The organism is Streptomyces sp. NPDC051136 (assembly GCF_044455745.1).
In the GTDB taxonomy this organism is placed as follows: Bacteria; Actinomycetota; Actinomycetes; order Streptomycetales; family Streptomycetaceae; genus Streptomyces.
Map to the genome: position 1 here is coordinate 374890 of NZ_JBITFE010000007.1, position 17976 is coordinate 392865.

Annotated in this window: 16 protein-coding genes; 8 read left to right on the top strand and 8 right to left on the bottom strand. The window is 73.1% G+C overall.

Features of this window, described 5'->3' with window-relative positions:
• Positions 1 to 24 precede the first annotated feature (24 nt).
• The 3 genes from ACIBCJ_RS22260 to ACIBCJ_RS22270 are packed head-to-tail and all read right to left on the bottom strand — an operon-like array spanning position 25 to position 2631.
• Positions 25 to 822 (bottom strand): ABC transporter ATP-binding protein, encoded by a 798-nt coding sequence (locus tag ACIBCJ_RS22260; RefSeq protein WP_362097665.1) that lies wholly within the window; start codon positions 820 to 822, stop codon positions 25 to 27.
• On the bottom strand, positions 810 to 1571 hold the full coding sequence (gene cbiQ / locus ACIBCJ_RS22265; RefSeq protein ID WP_365980688.1) for a cobalt ECF transporter T component CbiQ: 762 nt from the start codon (positions 1569 to 1571) through the stop codon (positions 810 to 812). Before cbiQ ends, ACIBCJ_RS22260 begins: the two co-directional genes overlap by 13 nt.
• 1 nt (position 1572) lies before the next feature.
• Entirely contained in the window at positions 1573 to 2631 is a 1059-nt protein-coding gene (locus ACIBCJ_RS22270; protein ID WP_362506386.1) for an energy-coupling factor ABC transporter permease, read from the bottom strand.
• Between the two features lie 165 nt (positions 2632 to 2796).
• On the opposite strand from ACIBCJ_RS22270, the gene ACIBCJ_RS22275 reads away from it, so the two are divergent.
• The gene (locus ACIBCJ_RS22275) at positions 2797 to 3177 is read left to right on the top strand and encodes an SsgA family sporulation/cell division regulator (RefSeq protein WP_362097674.1); all 381 of its coding nucleotides are present in this window, start codon (positions 2797 to 2799) and stop codon (positions 3175 to 3177) included.
• A gap of 30 nt (positions 3178 to 3207) precedes the next feature.
• Here the strand turns inward: ACIBCJ_RS22275 and ACIBCJ_RS22280 are convergent, their stop codons facing one another.
• From ACIBCJ_RS22280 to ACIBCJ_RS22300, 5 genes are all read right to left on the bottom strand, one after another.
• Positions 3208 to 4908 (bottom strand): penicillin-binding transpeptidase domain-containing protein, encoded by a 1701-nt coding sequence (locus ACIBCJ_RS22280; protein ID WP_365980844.1) that lies wholly within the window; start codon positions 4906 to 4908, stop codon positions 3208 to 3210.
• Positions 4909 to 5000: 92 nt separating this feature from the next.
• A complete protein-coding gene (locus ACIBCJ_RS22285; protein ID WP_365980687.1) occupies positions 5001 to 6626 on the bottom strand; it encodes a penicillin-binding transpeptidase domain-containing protein in 1626 nt (541 codons plus the stop codon).
• Positions 6627 to 6843: 217 nt separating this feature from the next.
• Positions 6844 to 7374 (bottom strand): hypothetical protein, encoded by a 531-nt coding sequence (locus ACIBCJ_RS22290; protein WP_365980686.1) that lies wholly within the window; start codon positions 7372 to 7374, stop codon positions 6844 to 6846.
• A 167-nt stretch (positions 7375 to 7541) separates the two neighbouring features.
• The gene (locus tag ACIBCJ_RS22295; RefSeq protein ID WP_365980685.1) at positions 7542 to 8075 is read right to left on the bottom strand and encodes an SHOCT domain-containing protein; all 534 of its coding nucleotides are present in this window, start codon (positions 8073 to 8075) and stop codon (positions 7542 to 7544) included.
• 114 nt (positions 8076 to 8189) lie between these two features.
• On the bottom strand, positions 8190 to 9935 hold the full coding sequence (locus ACIBCJ_RS22300; protein ID WP_365980684.1) for a phospholipid carrier-dependent glycosyltransferase: 1746 nt from the start codon (positions 9933 to 9935) through the stop codon (positions 8190 to 8192).
• A 96-nt stretch (positions 9936 to 10031) separates the two neighbouring features.
• On the opposite strand from ACIBCJ_RS22300, the gene rsmI reads away from it, so the two are divergent.
• From rsmI to ACIBCJ_RS22335, 7 genes are all read left to right on the top strand, one after another.
• Positions 10032 to 10904 carry a 16S rRNA (cytidine(1402)-2'-O)-methyltransferase gene (gene rsmI / locus ACIBCJ_RS22305; protein WP_133889109.1) on the top strand — a complete coding sequence of 291 codons (873 nt, stop codon included), beginning with the start codon at positions 10032 to 10034 and terminating at the stop codon, positions 10902 to 10904.
• A 168-nt stretch (positions 10905 to 11072) separates the two neighbouring features.
• Positions 11073 to 11513 (top strand): hypothetical protein, encoded by a 441-nt coding sequence (locus ACIBCJ_RS22310; protein WP_362097686.1) that lies wholly within the window; start codon positions 11073 to 11075, stop codon positions 11511 to 11513.
• A gap of 40 nt (positions 11514 to 11553) precedes the next feature.
• The gene (locus tag ACIBCJ_RS22315; RefSeq protein WP_365980683.1) at positions 11554 to 12444 is read left to right on the top strand and encodes a TatD family hydrolase; all 891 of its coding nucleotides are present in this window, start codon (positions 11554 to 11556) and stop codon (positions 12442 to 12444) included.
• 281 nt (positions 12445 to 12725) lie between these two features.
• The gene (locus tag ACIBCJ_RS22320) at positions 12726 to 14084 is read left to right on the top strand and encodes a ubiquitin-like domain-containing protein (RefSeq protein ID WP_365980843.1); all 1359 of its coding nucleotides are present in this window, start codon (positions 12726 to 12728) and stop codon (positions 14082 to 14084) included.
• A 45-nt stretch (positions 14085 to 14129) separates the two neighbouring features.
• On the top strand, positions 14130 to 14996 hold the full coding sequence (gene rsmA / locus ACIBCJ_RS22325) for a 16S rRNA (adenine(1518)-N(6)/adenine(1519)-N(6))-dimethyltransferase RsmA (protein ID WP_362506374.1): 867 nt from the start codon (positions 14130 to 14132) through the stop codon (positions 14994 to 14996).
• A gap of 7 nt (positions 14997 to 15003) precedes the next feature.
• Positions 15004 to 15903, top strand: coding sequence for a 4-(cytidine 5'-diphospho)-2-C-methyl-D-erythritol kinase (locus ACIBCJ_RS22330; protein WP_365980682.1), 900 nt, complete (start codon positions 15004 to 15006; stop codon positions 15901 to 15903).
• A 57-nt stretch (positions 15904 to 15960) separates the two neighbouring features.
• The gene (locus ACIBCJ_RS22335; protein WP_365980681.1) at positions 15961 to 17775 is read left to right on the top strand and encodes an ABC-F family ATP-binding cassette domain-containing protein; all 1815 of its coding nucleotides are present in this window, start codon (positions 15961 to 15963) and stop codon (positions 17773 to 17775) included.
• Positions 17776 to 17976: the final 201 nt, after the last annotated feature.

The following is a 17976-nucleotide window of genomic DNA, read 5'->3' on the forward strand; positions in this document are numbered from 1 at the left end:
CCGCCACCGGCCGTCCACCATTCCTCACCCGCGCGCCGGCACCGACCGCGGGTCGAAGCCGAAGGGCAGTTCCAGCCGGTGGGCCCGCATCAGCGCGTCGTCCGACAGCAGCTCGGCCGTCGGACCGTCGGCTGCGATCACGCCGTCGCTGAGGACGAGGGCGCGGGGGCACAGCTCCAAGGCGTAGGGCAGGTCGTGGGTGACCATCAGGACCGTGACGTCCAGGGAGCGCAGGATGTCGGCGAGTTCGCGGCGGGAGGCCGGGTCGAGGTTGGAGGAGGGCTCGTCCAGGACCAGGATCTCCGGCTCCATGGCGAGCACCGTCGCCACCGCCACCCGGCGCCGCTGGCCGAAGGAGAGGTGGTGCGGGGGCCGGTCCTTGAACTCCGCCATCCCGACCAGCGTGAGCGCCCGCTCCACGCAGGCATCCAGCTCGGCCCCCTTCACCCCGGCCGCCGCCGGTCCGAACGCCACGTCCTCGCGCACGGTCGGCATGAAGAGCTGGTCGTCGGGGTCCTGGAAGACGATGCCGACCCGGCGCCGGATCTCCGCCATGTTCCGCCGGTCCACCGGCAGCCCGGCCACCGTGACCGTGCCGGTGCCCCCGGACAGGATGCCGTTCAGGTGGAGCACGAGGGTCGTCTTGCCCGCGCCGTTCGGCCCGAGCAGCGCGACCCGCTCGCCGCGGGCGACGGAGAAGTCCACGCCGAACAGGGCCTGGTGCCCGTCGGGGTAGGCGAAGGCGAGGCCACGGACGTCGAGGGAGGCGGGCGCGTCGGTCGCGGGGCCGCTGGTCACGGGGTGGTCGGTCACAGGGTCCATCCCAGCAGACAGACCACCAGCGCCGCACACGGCAGGGTCAGCGCGTACGACCACTGCGCCCGGGACGCGGTCACCTCGTCGATCACCGGCATCGAACCGGCGTACCCGCGGCTGACCATGGCCAGGTGGACGCGTTCGCCGCGCTCGTAGGAGCGGATGAACAGCGCCCCCGCCGACTTGGCGAGCACGCCCCAGTGCCGTACGCCCCTCGCCTCGAAGCCCCGGGACTCCCGGGCGATCCGCATCCGGCGCATCTCGTCCGCGATCACGTCCCCGTACCGGATCATGAACGTCGCGATCTGCACCAGCAGCGGAGGCAGCCGCAGCCGCTGGAGACCGAGGAGCAGTTCCCGCAGCTCGGTGGTGGAGGCCAGGAGCACGGAGGCGGCGACGCCCAGGGTGCCCTTGGCCAGGACGTTCCAGGCGCCCCACAGGCCGCCGACGCTCAGCGACATGCCGAGGACGTCGACCCGCTCGCCCTCCGCCACGAACGGCATGAGCACCGCGAACGCGACGAACGGCACCTCGATCAGCAGCCGCTTGAGCAGGAAGGCCGGGGGGACGCGGGCCGCGTACGCCACCGCCGCCAGCAGCAGCGCGTACAGGCCGAAGGCCCACATCGCCTCGCGCGGCGTCGACACCACGACGACCACGAAGGCGAAGGCCGCGGCGAGCTTGGTGTGCGGCGGCAGCCCGTGCACGGGGGAGCGGCCGTGCCGGTACAGCCGATGGGCGTGGCCGGCCCCCATGTCAGACGGTCGTTTCCGTGTGGGTCGGGGAGGCGTCGTCGCTGCGGCGCCTGCGCACCGTCCAGAACACGGCGGTGCCCGCGACGACGGTGACGCCGACGCCGATCACGCCCGCCAGACCCCCGGAGACCCGGGCGTCGGCGATGTCCTTGACGCCGTAGTCGGCGAGCGGCGAGTCGGCGGCCGCGTGCTCCTCGGCCTTCTCGTCGATGCCCTTGTCGGAGGCGACCTTCTCCAGGCCGTCGGGGTTGGCGGAGGCGTAGAAGCTGACGAAACCGGCCAGCACCAGGGAGGCGACGAGGCCGGTGATCCAGACCTTGCGGTGGGAGCGGGCGGCGACGGGCGCGGGGGCCGGTGCGGCGCCCGAGGGGGCGTCGACCAGCTCGCCGTTCACCCGCAGCTTGAGCCGCTGCTGGAGCCCGCGTGCCCCGTACACCAGGTCCGGGCGCACGGCGATGACGGCGCCGACGGTCAGCGCGGTGATCGCGGCCTCGCCGATGCCGATCAGCACGTGCACGCCGATCATCGCGGTGGCGACCTTGCCGATGGCGACGTCGGTGGTCCCGCCGATCCAGTACAGGAGCGTGAAGGCGAGGGCGGCGGCCGGGACGGACACCAGCGCGGCGACGAAGGAGGCGACGGTGACCGAGCGGCGGGTGCGCGGCAGGACCTTCACCAGGCCCCGGAAGAGGGCGTAGGCGACGACCGTGGTGACGATCGCCATGTCGGTGATGTTGACACCGAGCGCGGTCAGACCGCCGTCGGCGAAGAGGATGCCCTGCATCAGCAGGACGACGGACACACACAGCACGCCGGTGTAGGGCCCGACCAGGATGGCGGCCAAGGCACCGCCGAGCAGATGCCCGCTGGTCCCGGCCGCGACCGGGAAGTTCAGCATCTGCACCGCGAAGATGAACGCCGCGACCAGCCCGGCCAGCGGGGCGGTCCGCTCGTCCAGCTCGCGGCGCGCGCCGCGCAGGCTGACCGCGATGGCGCCGGCGGCGACGACCCCGGTCACGGCGGAGGTCGGGGCGTTGATGAATCCGTCAGGTACATGCACGCATCGATGATAGAGACCAGTTGCAAGTGGTTCGCAAGAGCGAGGTAAAGGCTGATCTCACATGTGATATTCGGCTCGCAGGGCGTGATCCGGGAAATATGGGACATTGGAGAGGGGGTGGACGCACAGCTTCGACGAAGGTGGCACAGCGTAAGGGGCGACCCCATGTCCGTAGTCGAACAGTACGCACGAGCCCACATCCTGACGGACGCGGACCTCCCCGACCAGGACGACGGCGGAGCGATACCCGTCGTGCTGCGCTGGGACCCCGAGCTCGACCCCTCGAAGGTCTGCGTCGCCCTGCCCGGCAGGGGCGGCCGTGCCTCCCGGGCCCGGGAGTGGACCTTCTCCCGCGCCCTGCTCGAACAGGGACTGCGCGCCCCCACCGGGACCGGTGAGGTGCGGGTGTGGCCGTGCGGGCGGGTCCAGGCCGTCGTCGAGTTCCACTCCCCGCAGGGCTGCTCGGTGGTCCAGTTCGAGAACAAGGCGCTCATCCGCTTCCTGCGCCGCACCTACGCGGCGGCCGCGCAGCCGGTGCCCCACTGAGCCGGACCGCCGGCCGCGCCCCCGGGACCGTCAGCCTCCCGCCTTGAGCAGCGCCGCCACCATCGGCCCCGCCGTGTCGCCGCCGTGCCCGCCCTGCTGGACCACGCCCGCCGCGGCCAGATCGCCCCGGTACGCCGTGAACCAGCCGTTCGGCTTGTCCTGCCCGTCGACCTCCGCCGAACCGGTCTTCGCGCCCACGTCGCCGCTCACCCCGGCCATCGCCTCCGCCGCGGTGCCGTACGCCGCCGTGTAGGACATCAGCTCGCGCAGCGCGCCGAGCGTCTCGCCCGACATCGTGCGGGAGGCCGTGGCGAGCGCCCGCCCGTCGGCCGACGGGGCGACCAGGTACGGCTGGTGGAAGGAGCCCGCCTTCACGGTCGCCGCCACCGACGCCATGTTCAGCGGGTTCATCCGCACCCCGCCCTGGCCGATGAGGGAGGCGGCCATCTGCGCCTTGCTCTGCACCGGCACCCTGCCGTCGAAGGTGGACACGCCGACCGACCAGTTGTTCATGGACAGGCCGAAGACCTCCTTGGCCTGCCTGGTCAGGTCGTCGTCCTCCAGCTCGGGGGCCTGGCTGATGAAGGCGGTGTTGCAGGAGCGGGCGAAGCTCGCCTTGAAGGTGCCGTCCTTGATCTCGAACTTGTCGTCGTTCTGGAACTTCCAGCCGCCGTAGCTGAAGTACTTGGGGCACGGGTGCGTCTTGTTCACCGACGCCAGGTCCTTCTCCAGCAGCAGCGAGGCGGTGACGACCTTCATGGTGGAGCCGGGGGCGAGCGAGCCGAGGAAGGCGGTGTTGAAGCCGTGCCCGCCGTTGGCGACCGCGAGGACCTCGCCGGTGGAGGCGCGCAGCAGCACCACCGACGCCCCCTTCCTGCCCTCCACCTGCCGCTCGGCGGCGGCCTGGAGGGCGGGGTCGAGCGTGGTCCTCAACTCACCCGGCGTGCCCTTGCTCAGCTCTATCAGCGTCTTGTCGGCGACATCGGCGGCGCCGGCCTCCTGCGCGCCCTTCCCGTCCCCGGCGGCCTCGCCGCGCACCACGCGCAACTCGATGCCCGGGGTGCCGCCGGCCTTCTTGCCGTACTTGTCGCGCAGGCCGTCCAGGACGGTGCCGAGGGACGGGTACTTCGCGGCGGTGATCTCCGTGCCGTCGCGGCCCAGCGCCTTGACCGGCGGGTCGCCCGCCTTCCCGGTGACCAGCCGGTCGCCGTCCCGCAACTCCGGGTGCACGACGGCGGCGTGCCAGTCGACGCGGGGTTCGCCGTCACCGGCCCGGCGGACGACGGTCAGCGCGCTGTCGTACGCGAACGGAGCGGTCGCCTCGCCGTAGGCGACGGTGGCCTTCACGGAGAACGGCACCTTCGCCCCGGCCGGGGCGCCCGCGGTGAAGGCGGCGCCCTTGACGCGGGCGTCCTTGGTGTACCCGGTGAGCAGGGCCTTCGCGGCACCGGCGTCGTCGGTCGCGGCGGCGGCGCCGGCCACGTCGCCCTTCTGCCAGGCGGTCAGGAACCGCTGGGCCGTCGAGGTGACCTCGGCCGCCGTCAGCGGCCCCGACTTCACCTTCTCCGCGCCCGCCGCCGACTTGGTCCGCGCGGTGCCCTCGCCGCCCGCGTCGCCGCCGTACATCGCGTAGGCACCGAACCCGGCACCGGCCACGACCACCGCGGCCACACTGCCGATCACGGCCGGTCTCGTCCTGCGCCGCCCGGCGGCGGCCCTTCTGCTGCCCACGGTGTCCCGTTCCTCGGTGGCTTCTACGCCCTGGTGGCGGATGCTGCTCACAACGGCGACCACAGTAAGGGCATCCGCGGCCGCGGTCCGCGTCAGCCGCCGACTCGTAGCACGTCTGCGACGATCGGCCCGGCGGCGTCGCCGCCGTGGCCGCCTCCCTGCACCATGGCCGCCGCCGCGACGTCGTCGCGGAAGCCGGTGAACCAGGAGTCCGAGACCGCGTGCCCGTCGACCTCCGCCGACCCGGTCTTGGCGCCGACGTCGCCGCGGAGCCCGGACATGACGTTCACGGCGGTGCCCTGGGTGGCGGTGAGCCGCATCATCTGCTTGAGCTGGGAGACGGTTCCCTGCGGCAGCCCCTGGGCGGTGGCGGGCTCGCGGTCGTCCAGGTCGAAGGGCACCAGGTACGGCTGGCGGAACGCGCCGGTGACGGCGGTCGCCGTCACGGAGGCCATGTTCAGCGGGTTCATCTGGACCTGGCCCTGCCCGATGGCGTTGGCGGCCCGGTCGGGGCCGCCGGAGGCGGGGACGCTGCCGTCGAAGGAGACGATGCCGGTCTGCCAGTTGTCCTGCCCGAGCCCGAAGCGCTCCTGGGCCTCCCGCGTCAGCGAGGAGTCGTCGAGCGGCTTCTCGTCGACGAGCTTGATGAAGCCGGTGTTGCAGGAGCGCATGAAGGTGTTGGCGAGCGTGGCGCTCTCATTGGGCTTCATGGTGGTCAGGTTGTGGAAGGTCTGGCTCTGCCAGGTCGCCGTGTCGGGGCAGGGCGCCGGCCCGTTCATCGACGTCACGCCGTTGTCGATGAGCATGGCGGCGGTGATGATCTTCATGGTGGAGCCGGGGGCGACCTTGCCCTGGAACGCGGCGTTGAAGCCGTCCTCGCGGTCGTTCGCCACGGCCAGCACCTCGCCGGTGCTCGGCTTCACGGCGACCACGGAGGACTCCCCGTACCGCTTCACCGCCTTCTCGGCGGCGGCCTGCACGCTCGCGCTGAGGGTGGTGTGCAGCTTCCCTGGCTTGCCCTCGGTCAGCGTCAGCAGCGGGGTGTCCGGCGCCTGGGTGGTCGTGTGCCGGACCGCCAGCTCGACCCCGGGGGTGCCGCCGACCTTGTCGCCGTACTTCTCCCGCAGCTGGTCGAGGATCGGCCCGAGCGAGGGGTACTTCTCCTTGCTCAGCACGGCGCCGTCGCGTCCGACGGCCTGGATCTGCGGCGTCGCCGACTCCGCGGTGACCAGGGTGTCCCCGTCCTTCAGGTCGGGGTGGACGACGGACGGCTCCCAGTCCACCAGGGCCCGCCCGCTGGTCTCCCCGCGCACCACGGTCAGCGTGCTCTTGTAGCTCAGCGGCTCGGTCGCGCCCTCGTACGACACCTTCGCCTTCACCGTGAACGGCACGGCGGTGCCGGACGCCGTGCCCGGCGTGATCTCGACCTCGCCGATGTGCGCGTCCTCGGCGTAGGCGGTCAGCAGCGTCCCGGCGATCGACGCGTTGTTCGTGTACCCCGCGGCGGTCGACGCGTCGCCCTTCTCCCAGGCCGCGAAGAACTTCTCCGTCGTCTCCGCGACCTCGTCCGCGCTCGGCGGCCCGCTCCGGGGCTCCGACGCGGAGGTCCCCGGCGTCCCGTCCAGCGCCGACACCACGTTGTAGGCGCCGTACCCGGCACCGCCCACCATCACCGCGCACACCCCGCCTATGACGGCGACCTTGACCCCCCTGCCCATCGGCAGTCCCCTCCCCGTGAGTACTCCCGCCCGCCTTCTTGAACGCGTTCAGAAGTAGTTGTAGGTGCACTCTAAACGCAGGGGGTGACCCGCGGTACGGGTGTTTCCGTTTTGGTTGCCCAAAGGAGATCCGGGGCAGGGCGACGCGAAGCGGGACCAGGGGGCGTGGTGCGGGAAACCCGGTCGGGCGGCGGCGGCCGTCAGGGGCGGGCGGCCGTCAGGAGCCGGCGGCCGCGGCCATGGCCTCCGTCGCCGCCCGCCGCAGCGAACGGTCCGTGATCCAGCTGTTCTTCCCGCCGGCCAGATGCGCCACGGCGCGGCCCACCCACTCCGGGTCGCCGAGGAGGTGCGGCTTCCCCTCCTCGACGAGCCGGCGCATCAGAGTCTCCAGCCGCAGGGCGTCCACGGCCCGGTAGGGGCGCTCATGCCGGTCGAAGCGCAGCTGTCGGTCCTCGTACGGGTGGCGCAGCGTCAGGTGCATCCAGCCGCCGGAGCGCCCGGCGACCGTCCCCTTCAGCGTGTACATGCCCCTGCTGCCGGTGTTCCGGGCATGCTTGCCCCAGGTGAGCCAAACGCCGGTCATGATCCTCGACCACGGGACCGACCGTCCCTCGGAGTCCGGCTCGTGCTGCCGGAGCCCGTCCGGGCAGAACTCCACCCAGTGGGTGCCCGGACGTGAGGCGTCTCCGACTCCCCAACGGCCACCGGCCAGTTGCAGCGGTCCGAGGGACGTACCGTCCTCCATCATGCGCGTCATTGAAGCACGCGTCCTGCACGCCGGTGCGCTGCGGATGAAGTCCGCGTGAACCTGCCCCTCAGGGCCCCGACCGGAGCGTTCGTCCCTGGCCCGGGCCGGAACACCGCTGCCAGGCGTCCGCCGGTGGTTCCCGCTGCACGACCGCCGCGTCGATCGCCTCACATGCGGGCGAGGATCTCCGCCTTCTTGGCCGTGAACTCCTCCTCCGAGAGGATGCCGGCATCCCGCAGCTCCGCCAGCTGGCGCAGCTGCTCGACGGGCGTACTCGCCTGCGCCGCGGGGGCCGCTGCCTGAACGGGGCGAGTGACGGCGGGAGAGGCCTGGCCAGGGGCAGGGATCTTGCCGAGCACCAGGTCGGTGAGCAGCGCCTTGATGCCGGGGGCCGAGTCGTGCGGGACCCGGAAATCGATCGTGTTGCCCGAAGCGACCACCACCACCTTGGTGTACATCAGACCGTCCCGCTTGGTCACCACGCTGGAGATGCTCCTGACCGGAATCATCTCGGTCCCCGCGTCGGAGCTGCGGACCCCCGTGGCCAGGAGCGACGCGCCACCGGTGAGGAAGCCCGCGGTGAGCTTCTTGGCGCTCATACCGCGGTTCCGGGTCCACTCGACCCGGTCGTGATGGATGGCCACGTCGGCGTTCTTGCCTTCGATGTGGCTCTTGAAGGTCATCAGCGCATCGCTGGACATGGGAGTGCTCCTGAGTTCAGTACGGCGTGGTACGTGCCGCCTGCAACTAGACACGCGCCGGTAGGTGAAGGTTGTACGAACTTCAACGGGCGTGTCCTCGGCCGCTCCGGCCGGCTAGACCCACGTATCGAGCCACATCCGCGCCCGCCACTCCTCCATGGGAATCGCCGTGCCCGTGTACAGGGGCCAGAAGTAGATGAAGTTCCACGCGATGAGCAGCACCAGGACGCCCGCCCCCGTCGCGCCCGCCACCCGGCGGGTGTCGGAGCAGCCCGGGCGGCCGATGATCGCCCCCAGGAGCATCGCCACCGCGAGGCACAGGAACGGGACGAAGACGACGGCGTAGAAGAGGAAGATCGTGCGCTCCTGGTACAGGAACCAGGGGAGGTAGCCCGCCGCCAGGCCGCAGGCGATGGCGCCCGCGCGCCAGTCGCGGCGGAAGAACCAGCGCCACAGCACGTACAGCAGGGCGAAGCAGCCCACCCACCACAGCAGCGGCGTGCCCAGGGCCAGTACCTCGCGGGCGCACTTCTCGCCCGCGTCGGCCGGGCAGCCGTCCGAGCCCGCCGCCGGGGACTCGTAGAAGTAGGACACCGGGCGGCCCAGGACGAGCCAGCTCCAGGGGTTCGACTGGTACGTGTGCGGCGAGGTGAGGTGGGTGTGGAATTCCAGCACCTGGGTCTCGTAGTGCCACAGGCTGCGCCACCAGTCGGGGAAGAGCCACGACCAGGAGCTGTGCGCGCCGTCCTTGACCGCCCAGTCGCGGTAGTAGCCGCCGGTGCCGTCGGAGGGGGAGAGGATCCAGCCGAGCCAGGACAGCAGGTACGTGCCCAGGGCCACCGGGACCGTGGAGAGGAACGCCCACCCCAGGTCGTGGCGGAGCACCGCGCGGTAGGGGCGGTGGGCGCCGGCGACGCGGCGGGAGCCGACGTCCCACAGGACCGCCATCACGCAGAAGGCCGCCATGATGTACAGGCCGTTCCACTTGGTGGCGGCCGCCAGGCCCAGCATCAGGCCCGCCGCCAGGCGCCAGGGGCGCCACCCGAGACGCAGGGTCTGCGCGATGTGCGCGTCGGGGCGGACCCGGCCGTCCTCGTCCACCGGGAGCGCGGCGGCGAGTCTGCTCCGGGCCTTGTCGCGGTCGACGACCAGGCAGCCGAAGGCGGCCAGCACGAAGAACATCAGCACGCTGTCCAGCAGCGCGGTGCGGCTCATCACGAAGTGCAGGCCGTCCAGCGCCATCAGGGCGCCCGCCAGGCACCCGAGGAAGGTCGAGCGGAACAGCCGGCGGCCGATCCGGCACAGCAGCAGCACCGAGAGGGTGCCGAGCAGCGCCGTCATGAAGCGCCAGCCGAACGGGTCGAAGCCGAACAGCAGCTCGCCGAGGCCGATGACGTACTTGCCGACCGGCGGGTGCACGACGTACGCCGCGTCGGCCGGGATCGGGACGTGACCGCCCGAGCTCAGGATCAGGTCGTTGGCGTTCTTGTCCCAGTTGACCTCGAAGCCGCGGTGGACCAGCGCCCACGCGTCCTTGGCGTAGTACGTCTCGTCGAATATCACCGCCTTCGGGCTGCCCAGGTTCCAGAACCGCAGCAGCCCCGCGAGCAGCGCCACCAGCAGCGGCCCGCCCCACGCCGACCAGCGCACGATCCTGCCGGTGAGCGGCTTCGACAGGCCGAGGAAGGCCCACAGGCGCGGCCCCGGAGTCATGTAGGGCGGCACCAGCCGGTCGCGGACGTCACCGGCCGCGGGTCCCGCCGTGTAGCCGAAGCGGCGCAGCCGCTGCTGCCAGGTGGGCCGCTCGTCGTGCGGGGCCTGCTCGTGCAGGGTGTCCGTGGAGGACGCGGTACTGGTCACCGCGCCATCGTAGGGAACCGCGCTGTGCGCGTCCCGCGCATGGGCCCGCCGGATGCGGATACGTGCCCCCTCCGGGAGGACTGGGAGGATGGGGGAGTGACTGGAACCCTTGTACTCGCGGGCACCCCCATCGGCGACGTCCAGGACGCCCCGCCCCGGCTCGCCGCGGAACTGGCCGGCGCGGACGTCGTCGCCGCCGAGGACACCCGGCGGCTGCGCCGGCTCACCCAGGCGCTCGGTGTCGCCCCCGCGGGGCGTGTCGTGTCGTACTTCGAGGGCAACGAGTCCGCCCGGACGCCCGAGCTGGTCGAGGAGCTGGCCGGCGGAGCGCGGGTGCTGCTGGTCACCGACGCCGGGATGCCGTCGGTCTCCGACCCCGGCTACCGGCTGGTCGCCGCCGCCGTCGAGCGCGGCGTGCGGGTCACCGCCGTCCCCGGCCCGTCCGCCGTGCTGACCGCGCTCGCCCTGTCCGGGCTGCCGGTCGACCGGTTCTGCTTCGAGGGCTTCCTGCCCCGCAAGTCCGGCGAGCGGCTGACCCGGCTGCGGGAGGTCGCCGAGGAACGCCGGACGCTCGTCTACTTCGAGGCCCCGCACCGCCTCGACGACACCCTCGCCGCCATGGCCGAGGTCTTCGGCACCGACCGGCGGGCCGCCGTCTGCCGGGAGCTGACCAAGACGTACGAGGAGGTCAGGCGCGGCGGGCTGGGGGAGCTGGCCGCATGGGCCGCCGAGGGGGTGCGGGGCGAGATCACCGTCGTCGTCGAGGGCGCGCCCGACAAGGGGGCCGAGGAGGTCGACGCCGCGGAACTGGTGCGCCGGGTGCGGGTGCGCGAGGAGGCGGGAGAGCGGCGCAAGGAGGCGATCGCCGCGGTGGCCGCCCAGGCGGGCGTGCCCAAACGGGAGGTCTTCGACGCCGTGGTGGCGGCCAAGAACGCGGACAGGACCGCAGAGAAGAACGCGGGGAACTGAAGAGCCCGCCTTGACCCGGACCGCCCCGCGCTTGACCCGCCCCTGACCTTCCGGGCACTCCTGCCAAGGGCAGCTCAAATCGGCCCAAACACTCGGCAGCGCCTGCTGCTTTCCCGCCGCTGGAGGAGTCCACTGGAGGAAGGAGCGATACGAACCGGAGGAGCCGGGATGAGCATGAGTGAGAGCGCCGTGCGGGCCGGGGAGCGGGCCGGAGCCACCGCCGTCGTCCACGAGTCGTACTCCTTCGCCTGCATGCGCTGCGGGCACGGCTGGGAGCAGTCCTTCGAGATAGAGCACCACACGGACGCCGACGGCCGCGACTTCGTGCTCTACGTCGTGGGCGGCCGCGTGGTGCCGTCGCCGCTGACCCGCCCGGCCTGCGCCACCTGCGACAGCCACGTCGTGCGGATCATGCGACCGGGCCGCGTCGCCTCGGTGCGCGGAGCCGTCCCCGGGGCCCACCGGGTCCCGCCGGCCGGACCCCTGGAGGTGCCGCTGGTCCCCGAGGCGCCCGGCCCGGGGGCACCGGGGCTCGACGCCGGACACCGCCGGCACCGGCACCTGGCCGGCCTGCTGGACGCCCTCCACCTCCACCGCAGGGCGAGCTAGCGCCCGCCGGAGGCGCGCGGGGCTTCCGTAGGATCGAGGCATGCCTTCGAACGCCCCCGGCCGGTCCGACAAGGACACCGCGCCCCCGCTCCCCGAGCCCCTGCGGGTAGCGGTCGCCGACTCGCACACCCACCTCGACATGCAGTCCGGAACGGTGGACGAGGCGCTCGCCAAGGCCGCCTCGGTCGGCGTCACGACCGTCGTCCAGGTCGGCTGCGACCTCGCCGGGTCCCGCTGGGCCGCGGAGACCGCCGCCGCGCACGACGCCGTCCATGCCACCGTCGCCCTGCACCCCAACGAGGCGCCGCGCATCGTGCACGGGGATCCCGACGGGTGGTCGCGGCAGGGGGCGCGGCGGCCCGGCGGGGACGCGGCGCTCGACGAGGCGCTGGCCGAGATCGACCGGCTCGCGGCACTCCCGCAGATCAAGGGCGTCGGCGAGACCGGGCTCGACTACTTCCGCACCGGCCCCGAGGGCAAGGAGGCCCAGGAGCGCTCCTTCCGCGCCCACATCGAGATCGCCAAGCGGCACGGCAAGACCCTCGTCATCCACGACCGCGACGCCCACGCCGACGTTCTGCGCGTCCTCGAGGAGGAGGGCGCCCCCGAGCGGACCGTCTTCCACTGCTACTCCGGCGACGCCGGGATGGCCGGGATCTGCGCCCGCGCCGGCTACTACATGTCCTTCGCCGGGAACGTCACCTTCAAGAACGCCCAGAACCTGCGGGACGCCCTCGCCGTGGCCCCGGCGGAGCTGCTCCTGGTGGAGACCGACGCGCCGTTCCTGACGCCGGTGCCCTACCGGGGACGGCCGAACGCGCCCTACCTGGTGCCGGTCACGGTGCGTGCCATGGCCGAGGTGCGGGGCGTCGACGAGGACACCCTGGCGAGCGCCCTCGCGGCGAACACCGCCCGCGCCTTCGGGTACTGAGCCCGCGACACTCCGCCACGCTGTGTAGCGGGGTGACTTGGGAGAGTGACGGCCGCTCCGCTAGGTTCTGGGGGCCCGATCCGGACCCCTTGGAGCGTGTCGGCGTGAGCGGAACGCAGTTCGAGACAACCGAGGTGTTCGAGGGACTCCCGCACCTCGCACCGTACGGCGGGCATGACGGCGTGTCCGGCGCCTACGACACGTACGGCGCCGACGGCCCCTACGACAGGTACGGCGCCGACAGCCTGTACGACGCGTACGGCGCCGACGGCCCGTACGGCGTGGCCGGTGCCCACGACACGTACGGCCCGTACCCCGCACACATCCCGTACGACGCACAAGGCCCGTACGACGCACACGGCCCGTACGACGCACAAGGCGGGTACGACGTGCACAGCGCGCCGACCCTCCCGTACGGGTACGGCGGCGACACCCGCCGGCCCGCGCCGCCCGTCCACGACGTCCACGCGCCGACCGTGCCCGCACTGCCCCGGCAGGGCGACGGGCGGGCCGAGCGCCGGCGCCGGGCGCGGTGCGCCGAGCGGGCCGACACCTCGCTGCGCCGGCTGCTGCCGCGGGCGCTGGTCGTGGCCTTCCTCGCGGGCGGCACCACCGCCTTCGTCGCCGAGGACAAGGCCGTCGAGCTGACCGTCGACGGCACCCCGCGCACCCTGCACACCTTCGCCGACGACGTGACCGAACTGCTCGCCGAGGAAGGCGTCCGGGTGGGCGCCCACGACGTGATCGCACCCGCCCCCGGCGCCCCGCTGTCCAGCGGCGAGGACGTCACCGTCCGCCACGGACGTCCCGTGCTGCTCACCCTCGACGGCCACCGGCGCACGGTGTGGACGACCGCGGAGACGGTGGCGGGGGCGCTGCGGCAGCTCGGCGTGCGCACCCAGGGCGCGTACCTGTCCGCCGCGCCCGCCCGGCGCATCGGCCGCGAGGGCCTCGCCCTGGTGGTGCGCACCGAACGGGTGGTGACCGTCCTGGCGGACGGCCGGACCCGCACCGTCCGCACCAACGCGGCGACCGTCCGGGAGGTCGTCGAGGAGTCCGGCGTCACCCTGCGCGGCGAGGACACCACCTCCGTCCCCGCGACCGCCTTCCCGCGCGACGGGCAGACCGTCACGGTGCTGCGCATCACCGGGTTCCGGGAGGTCCGCGAGGACCCGATCCCCTTCGGCGAACGGCGGGACGAGGACGCCACCCTCTACCGGGGCACCGAGGTCGTCCAGCAGGCGGGCCGGCCCGGGCTGCGCCGCACCACGTACGCCCTGCGCACCGTCAACGGCGTCCGGCAGAAGCCGCGCCGCCTGCGCACCGAGGTGGTGCGCGAACCCAGCCCGAGGATCGTGCGGGTCGGCACCCGGCCCCGGCCGGCCTCCGTGCACGGCGCCGACCACCTGAACTGGCAGGGCCTGGCCGCCTGCGAGTCCGGCGGCCGCCCCGACGCCGTCGACCCGTCGGGGACGTACGGGGGGCTCTACCAGTTCGACACCGCCACCTGGCACGACCTCGGCGGCGAGGGCCGCCCCCAGGACGCGTCGGCCGCGGAGCAGACCTACCGGGCGCAGAAGCTGTACGTACGCAGCGGCGCCGACGCCTGGCCGCACTGCGGTGTCCGGCTGCGCGGGTGAGGCAGGCCGGGACGGGGGCGCCCCGCCCCCGGCTACCCTTGCGGGGTGAGCAGCCCCACCCCCGACGCCCTCCTGGGACCCGCCGACGTCCGTGAACTCGCGGCGGCACTCGGCGTACGCCCCACCAAGCAGCGCGGCCAGAACTTCGTCATCGACGCGAACACGGTCCGCCGGATCGTCCGCACCGCCGACGTGCGCCCCGACGACGTGGTGGTCGAGGTGGGACCGGGTCTCGGCTCGCTCACCCTGGCCCTCCTGGAGGCCGCCGACCGGGTCACCGCCGTCGAGATCGACGACGTGCTCGCCGCCGCCCTGCCCGCCACCGTCGCCGCCCGCATGCCGCAGCGCGCCGACCGGTTCGCGCTCGTGCACTCCGACGCCATGCACGTGCGGGAGCTGCCCGGCCCGGCCCCGACCGCCCTGGTCGCGAACCTCCCCTACAACGTCGCCGTCCCCGTGCTCCTCCACATGCTCGACACCTTCCCGAGCATCGAGCGCACCCTCGTCATGGTCCAGGCCGAGGTCGCCGACCGGCTCGCCGCCGGACCCGGGTCGAAGGTGTACGGCGTGCCGTCCGTGAAGGCCAACTGGTACGCCGAGGTGAAGCGGGCCGGTTCCATCGGCCGCAACGTCTTCTGGCCGGCGCCGAACGTCGACAGCGGTCTCGTGTCACTCGTCCGGCGGACCGAGCCGCTGAAGACCACCGCGTCCAGGCGCGAGGTGTTCGCCGTGGTGGACGCCGCGTTCGCCCAGCGCCGCAAGACCCTGCGGGCCGCGCTCGCCGGGTGGGCGGGGTCGGCCGCCGCCGCCGAGGCCGCCCTCGTCGGCGCGGGCGTGTCGCCGCAGGCGCGCGGGGAGGCGCTGACCGTGGAAGAGTTCGCGCGTATCGCCGAGCACAAGGAGCAGGGGTGACGAGCAAGTGAGCGTGACGGTCCGCGTCCCCGCCAAGGTCAACGTCCAGCTCGCGGTCGGCGCCGCCCGCCCCGACGGCTTCCACGACCTCGCCAACGTCTTCCTCGCCGTCTCCCTGTACGACGAGATCACCGCGACCCCGGCCGCGGACGGCCTCCGCGTCAGCTGCGCGGGCCCGGACGCCGACCAGGTCCCGCTCGACCGCACCAACCTCGCCGCCCGCGCGGCCGAGGCGCTGGCCGCGCGGTACGGCCGCACACCCGACGTGCACCTCCACATCGCCAAGGACATCCCCGTCGCCGGCGGCATGGCGGGCGGCAGCGCCGACGGCGCGGGAGCGCTGCTCGCCTGCGACGCGCTGTGGGGCACCGGCGCCTGTCGCGAGGAGCTGCTCGACATCTGCGCCGAGCTGGGCAGCGACGTGCCGTTCAGCCTGGTCGGAGGGGCGGCGCTGGGCACGGGGCGGGGCGAGCGGCTGACGGCCCTCGAGGTCGGCGGCGACTTCCACTGGGTCTTCGCGCTGGCCGCGCGAGGACTCTCCACCCCGGCCGTCTTCCGCGAGTTCGACCGGCTGGGGGAGGGCCGGGACATTCCCGAGCCGGTCGCCGACCAGGCCGTGCTCGACGCCCTCGCCAAGGGCGACGCCGCCGCACTCGCCGTGGCCGTCTCCAACGACCTCCAGCCCGCCGCGCTCTCCCTCTTCCCCGAGCTGGCCGACACCCTCGCGGCGGGCCGGGCGGCGGGGGCGCTGGCGGCCCTGGTCTCGGGCTCCGGACCCACGACGGCCTTCCTCGCCCCGGACGCCGGGGCGGCCTCCGACATCGCCGGGGTGCTGAGGGCGTCCGGGACGTGCCGGGACGTGCGCACGGCGGTGGGGGCGGCGGCGGGGGCCACGGTCCTGGACTGAGGCCCGCGGCGGCCGGACTACCCTGGAGGGTCGAGCGATCCCCCAGGCAGGAGAGAAATGGCCGTCAATCTGGTCAATGTCGAGAACGTCAGCAAGGTGTACGGCACCCGTGCACTCCTCGACGGCGTGTCCCTCGGCGTCTCCGAAGGGGACCGCATCGGCGTCGTCGGGCGCAACGGCGACGGCAAGACGACCATGATCCGGATGCTGGCCAGGCTGGAGGAGCCCGACACCGGACGGGTCACCCACTCCGGCGGGCTGCGGCTCGGGGTGCTCACCCAGCACGACTCCCTCGACCCCGCCGCCACCGTCCGGCACGAGGTCATCGGCGACCTGGCCGACCACGAGTGGGCGGGCAGCGCCAAGATCCGGGACGTGCTGACCGGGCTCTTCGGCGGGCTGGACATGCCGGGCTTCCCGCAGGGCCTGGACACCGTCATCGGGCCGCTCTCCGGCGGTGAGCGGCGCCGGATCGCGCTGGCCAAGCTGCTCATCGAGGAGCAGGACCTGATCGTCCTCGACGAGCCCACCAACCACCTCGACGTCGAGGGCATCGCCTGGCTCGCCGCGCACCTGCGCGAGCGGCGCTCCGCCCTCGTGTGCGTCACCCACGACCGGTGGTTCCTCGACCAGGTCTGCACCCGCATGTGGGACGTGCAGAAGGGCGACGTCTACGAGTACGAGGGCGGCTACTCCGACTACGTCTTCGCCCGGGCCGAGCGTGAGCGCATCGCCGCCACCGAGGAGACCAAGCGGCAGAACCTGGTCCGCAAGGAGCTGGCCTGGCTGCGCCGCGGGGCGCCCGCCCGCACCTCCAAGCCCCGCTTCCGCGTCGAGGCCGCCAACGAGCTGATCGCCGACGTGCCGCCGCCCCGGGACAGCAGCGAGCTGATGAAGTTCGCCTCGTCCCGGCTCGGCAAGACCGTCTTCGACCTGGAGGACGTCACCGTCCAGGCCGGTCCCAAGGTGCTGCTCAAGCACGTCACCTGGCAGCTCGGCCCCGGCGACCGCATCGGCCTGGTCGGCGTCAACGGCGCGGGCAAGACCTCCCTGCTGCGCGCCATGGCCGAGGCCGCCCGCAGCGACGGCGAGCAGCAGCCGGCGGGCGGACAGGTGCGGGTCGGCCGGACCGTCAAGCTGGCCTACCTCTCCCAGGAGGTCGCCGAGCTGGACCCCGACTGGCGGGTGCTGGAGGCCGTGCAGCGGGTGCGCGAGCGCGTCGACCTCGGCAAGGGCCGCGAGATGACCGCGGGTCAGCTGTGCGAGACCTTCGGGTTCGGCAAGGAGAAGCAGTGGACGCCGGTCGGGGACCTGTCCGGTGGTGAGCGGCGACGGCTCCAGCTGCTGCGGCTCCTCATGGACGAACCCAACGTCCTCTTCCTCGACGAGCCCACCAACGACCTCGACATCGAGACCCTGACCCAGCTGGAGGACGTCCTCGACGGCTGGCCCGGCTCGATGATCGTCATCTCCCACGACCGGTTCTTCGTCGAGCGCACCACCGACCGGGTCTTCGCCCTGCTCGGCGACGGCGCGCTGCGCATGCTGCCGCGCGGCATCGACGAGTACCTGGAGCGGCGCCGGCGCATGGAGGAGGCCGCCGCGTCGAGCGCCCCGGCCGTGGCGGCCAAGCCGGCCGCGGCCGTGCCCGAGAAGAGCGCCGCCGACGTGCGCGCCGCCAAGAAGGAACTCCAGAAGATCGAGCGGCAGCTGGACAAGGTCTCCGAGAAGGAGACCAAGCTGCACGCTCAGATCGCCGACAACGCCACGGACTTCGCGAAGGTGGCCGAACTGGACGCCGAGCTGCGTGAGCTGGCGGGACAGCGCGACGAGCTGGAGATGCGCTGGCTGGAACTGGCCGAGGACGCCTGAGCCCCCTGCGTGCGGGGGGCGCGGGAGGTGTAAAGGGGGCGTGAAGGCGCGTAACAGAGCCATCACGGCCCGGTCCGCCCTTGGGAACAGGGGTGGACGCGCCCCGGTGGGGGGTTGGCCGCGGGTGATAGAAAGGCCGTCCGAGGACTGTCCCAGCACGGTCCGAGCCAGTGCGAACGATCGCCTTCGACGACTCCGGGG

What these genes read in the sequence shown, in the direction of transcription:
- ACIBCJ_RS22285 (WP_365980687.1), bottom strand. Translation starts at nt 6,626, where the DNA reads ATGGGCAGGGGGGTCAAGGTCGCCGTCATAGGCGGGGTGTGCGCGGTG.
- ACIBCJ_RS22295 (WP_365980685.1), bottom strand. Translation starts at nt 8,075, where the DNA reads ATGTCCAGCGATGCGCTGATGACCTTCAAGAGCCACATCGAAGGCAAG.
- cbiQ (WP_365980688.1), bottom strand. Translation starts at nt 1,571, where the DNA reads ATGGGGGCCGGCCACGCCCATCGGCTGTACCGGCACGGCCGCTCCCCC.
- ACIBCJ_RS22315 (WP_365980683.1), top strand. Translation starts at nt 11,554, where the DNA reads ATGCCTTCGAACGCCCCCGGCCGGTCCGACAAGGACACCGCGCCCCCG.
- ACIBCJ_RS22260 (WP_362097665.1), bottom strand. Translation starts at nt 822, where the DNA reads ATGGACCCTGTGACCGACCACCCCGTGACCAGCGGCCCCGCGACCGAC.
- ACIBCJ_RS22310 (WP_362097686.1), top strand. Translation starts at nt 11,073, where the DNA reads ATGAGCATGAGTGAGAGCGCCGTGCGGGCCGGGGAGCGGGCCGGAGCC.
- ACIBCJ_RS22335 (WP_365980681.1), top strand. Translation starts at nt 15,961, where the DNA reads ATGGCCGTCAATCTGGTCAATGTCGAGAACGTCAGCAAGGTGTACGGC.
- ACIBCJ_RS22290 (WP_365980686.1), bottom strand. Translation starts at nt 7,374, where the DNA reads ATGATGGAGGACGGTACGTCCCTCGGACCGCTGCAACTGGCCGGTGGC.
- ACIBCJ_RS22275 (WP_362097674.1), top strand. Translation starts at nt 2,797, where the DNA reads ATGTCCGTAGTCGAACAGTACGCACGAGCCCACATCCTGACGGACGCG.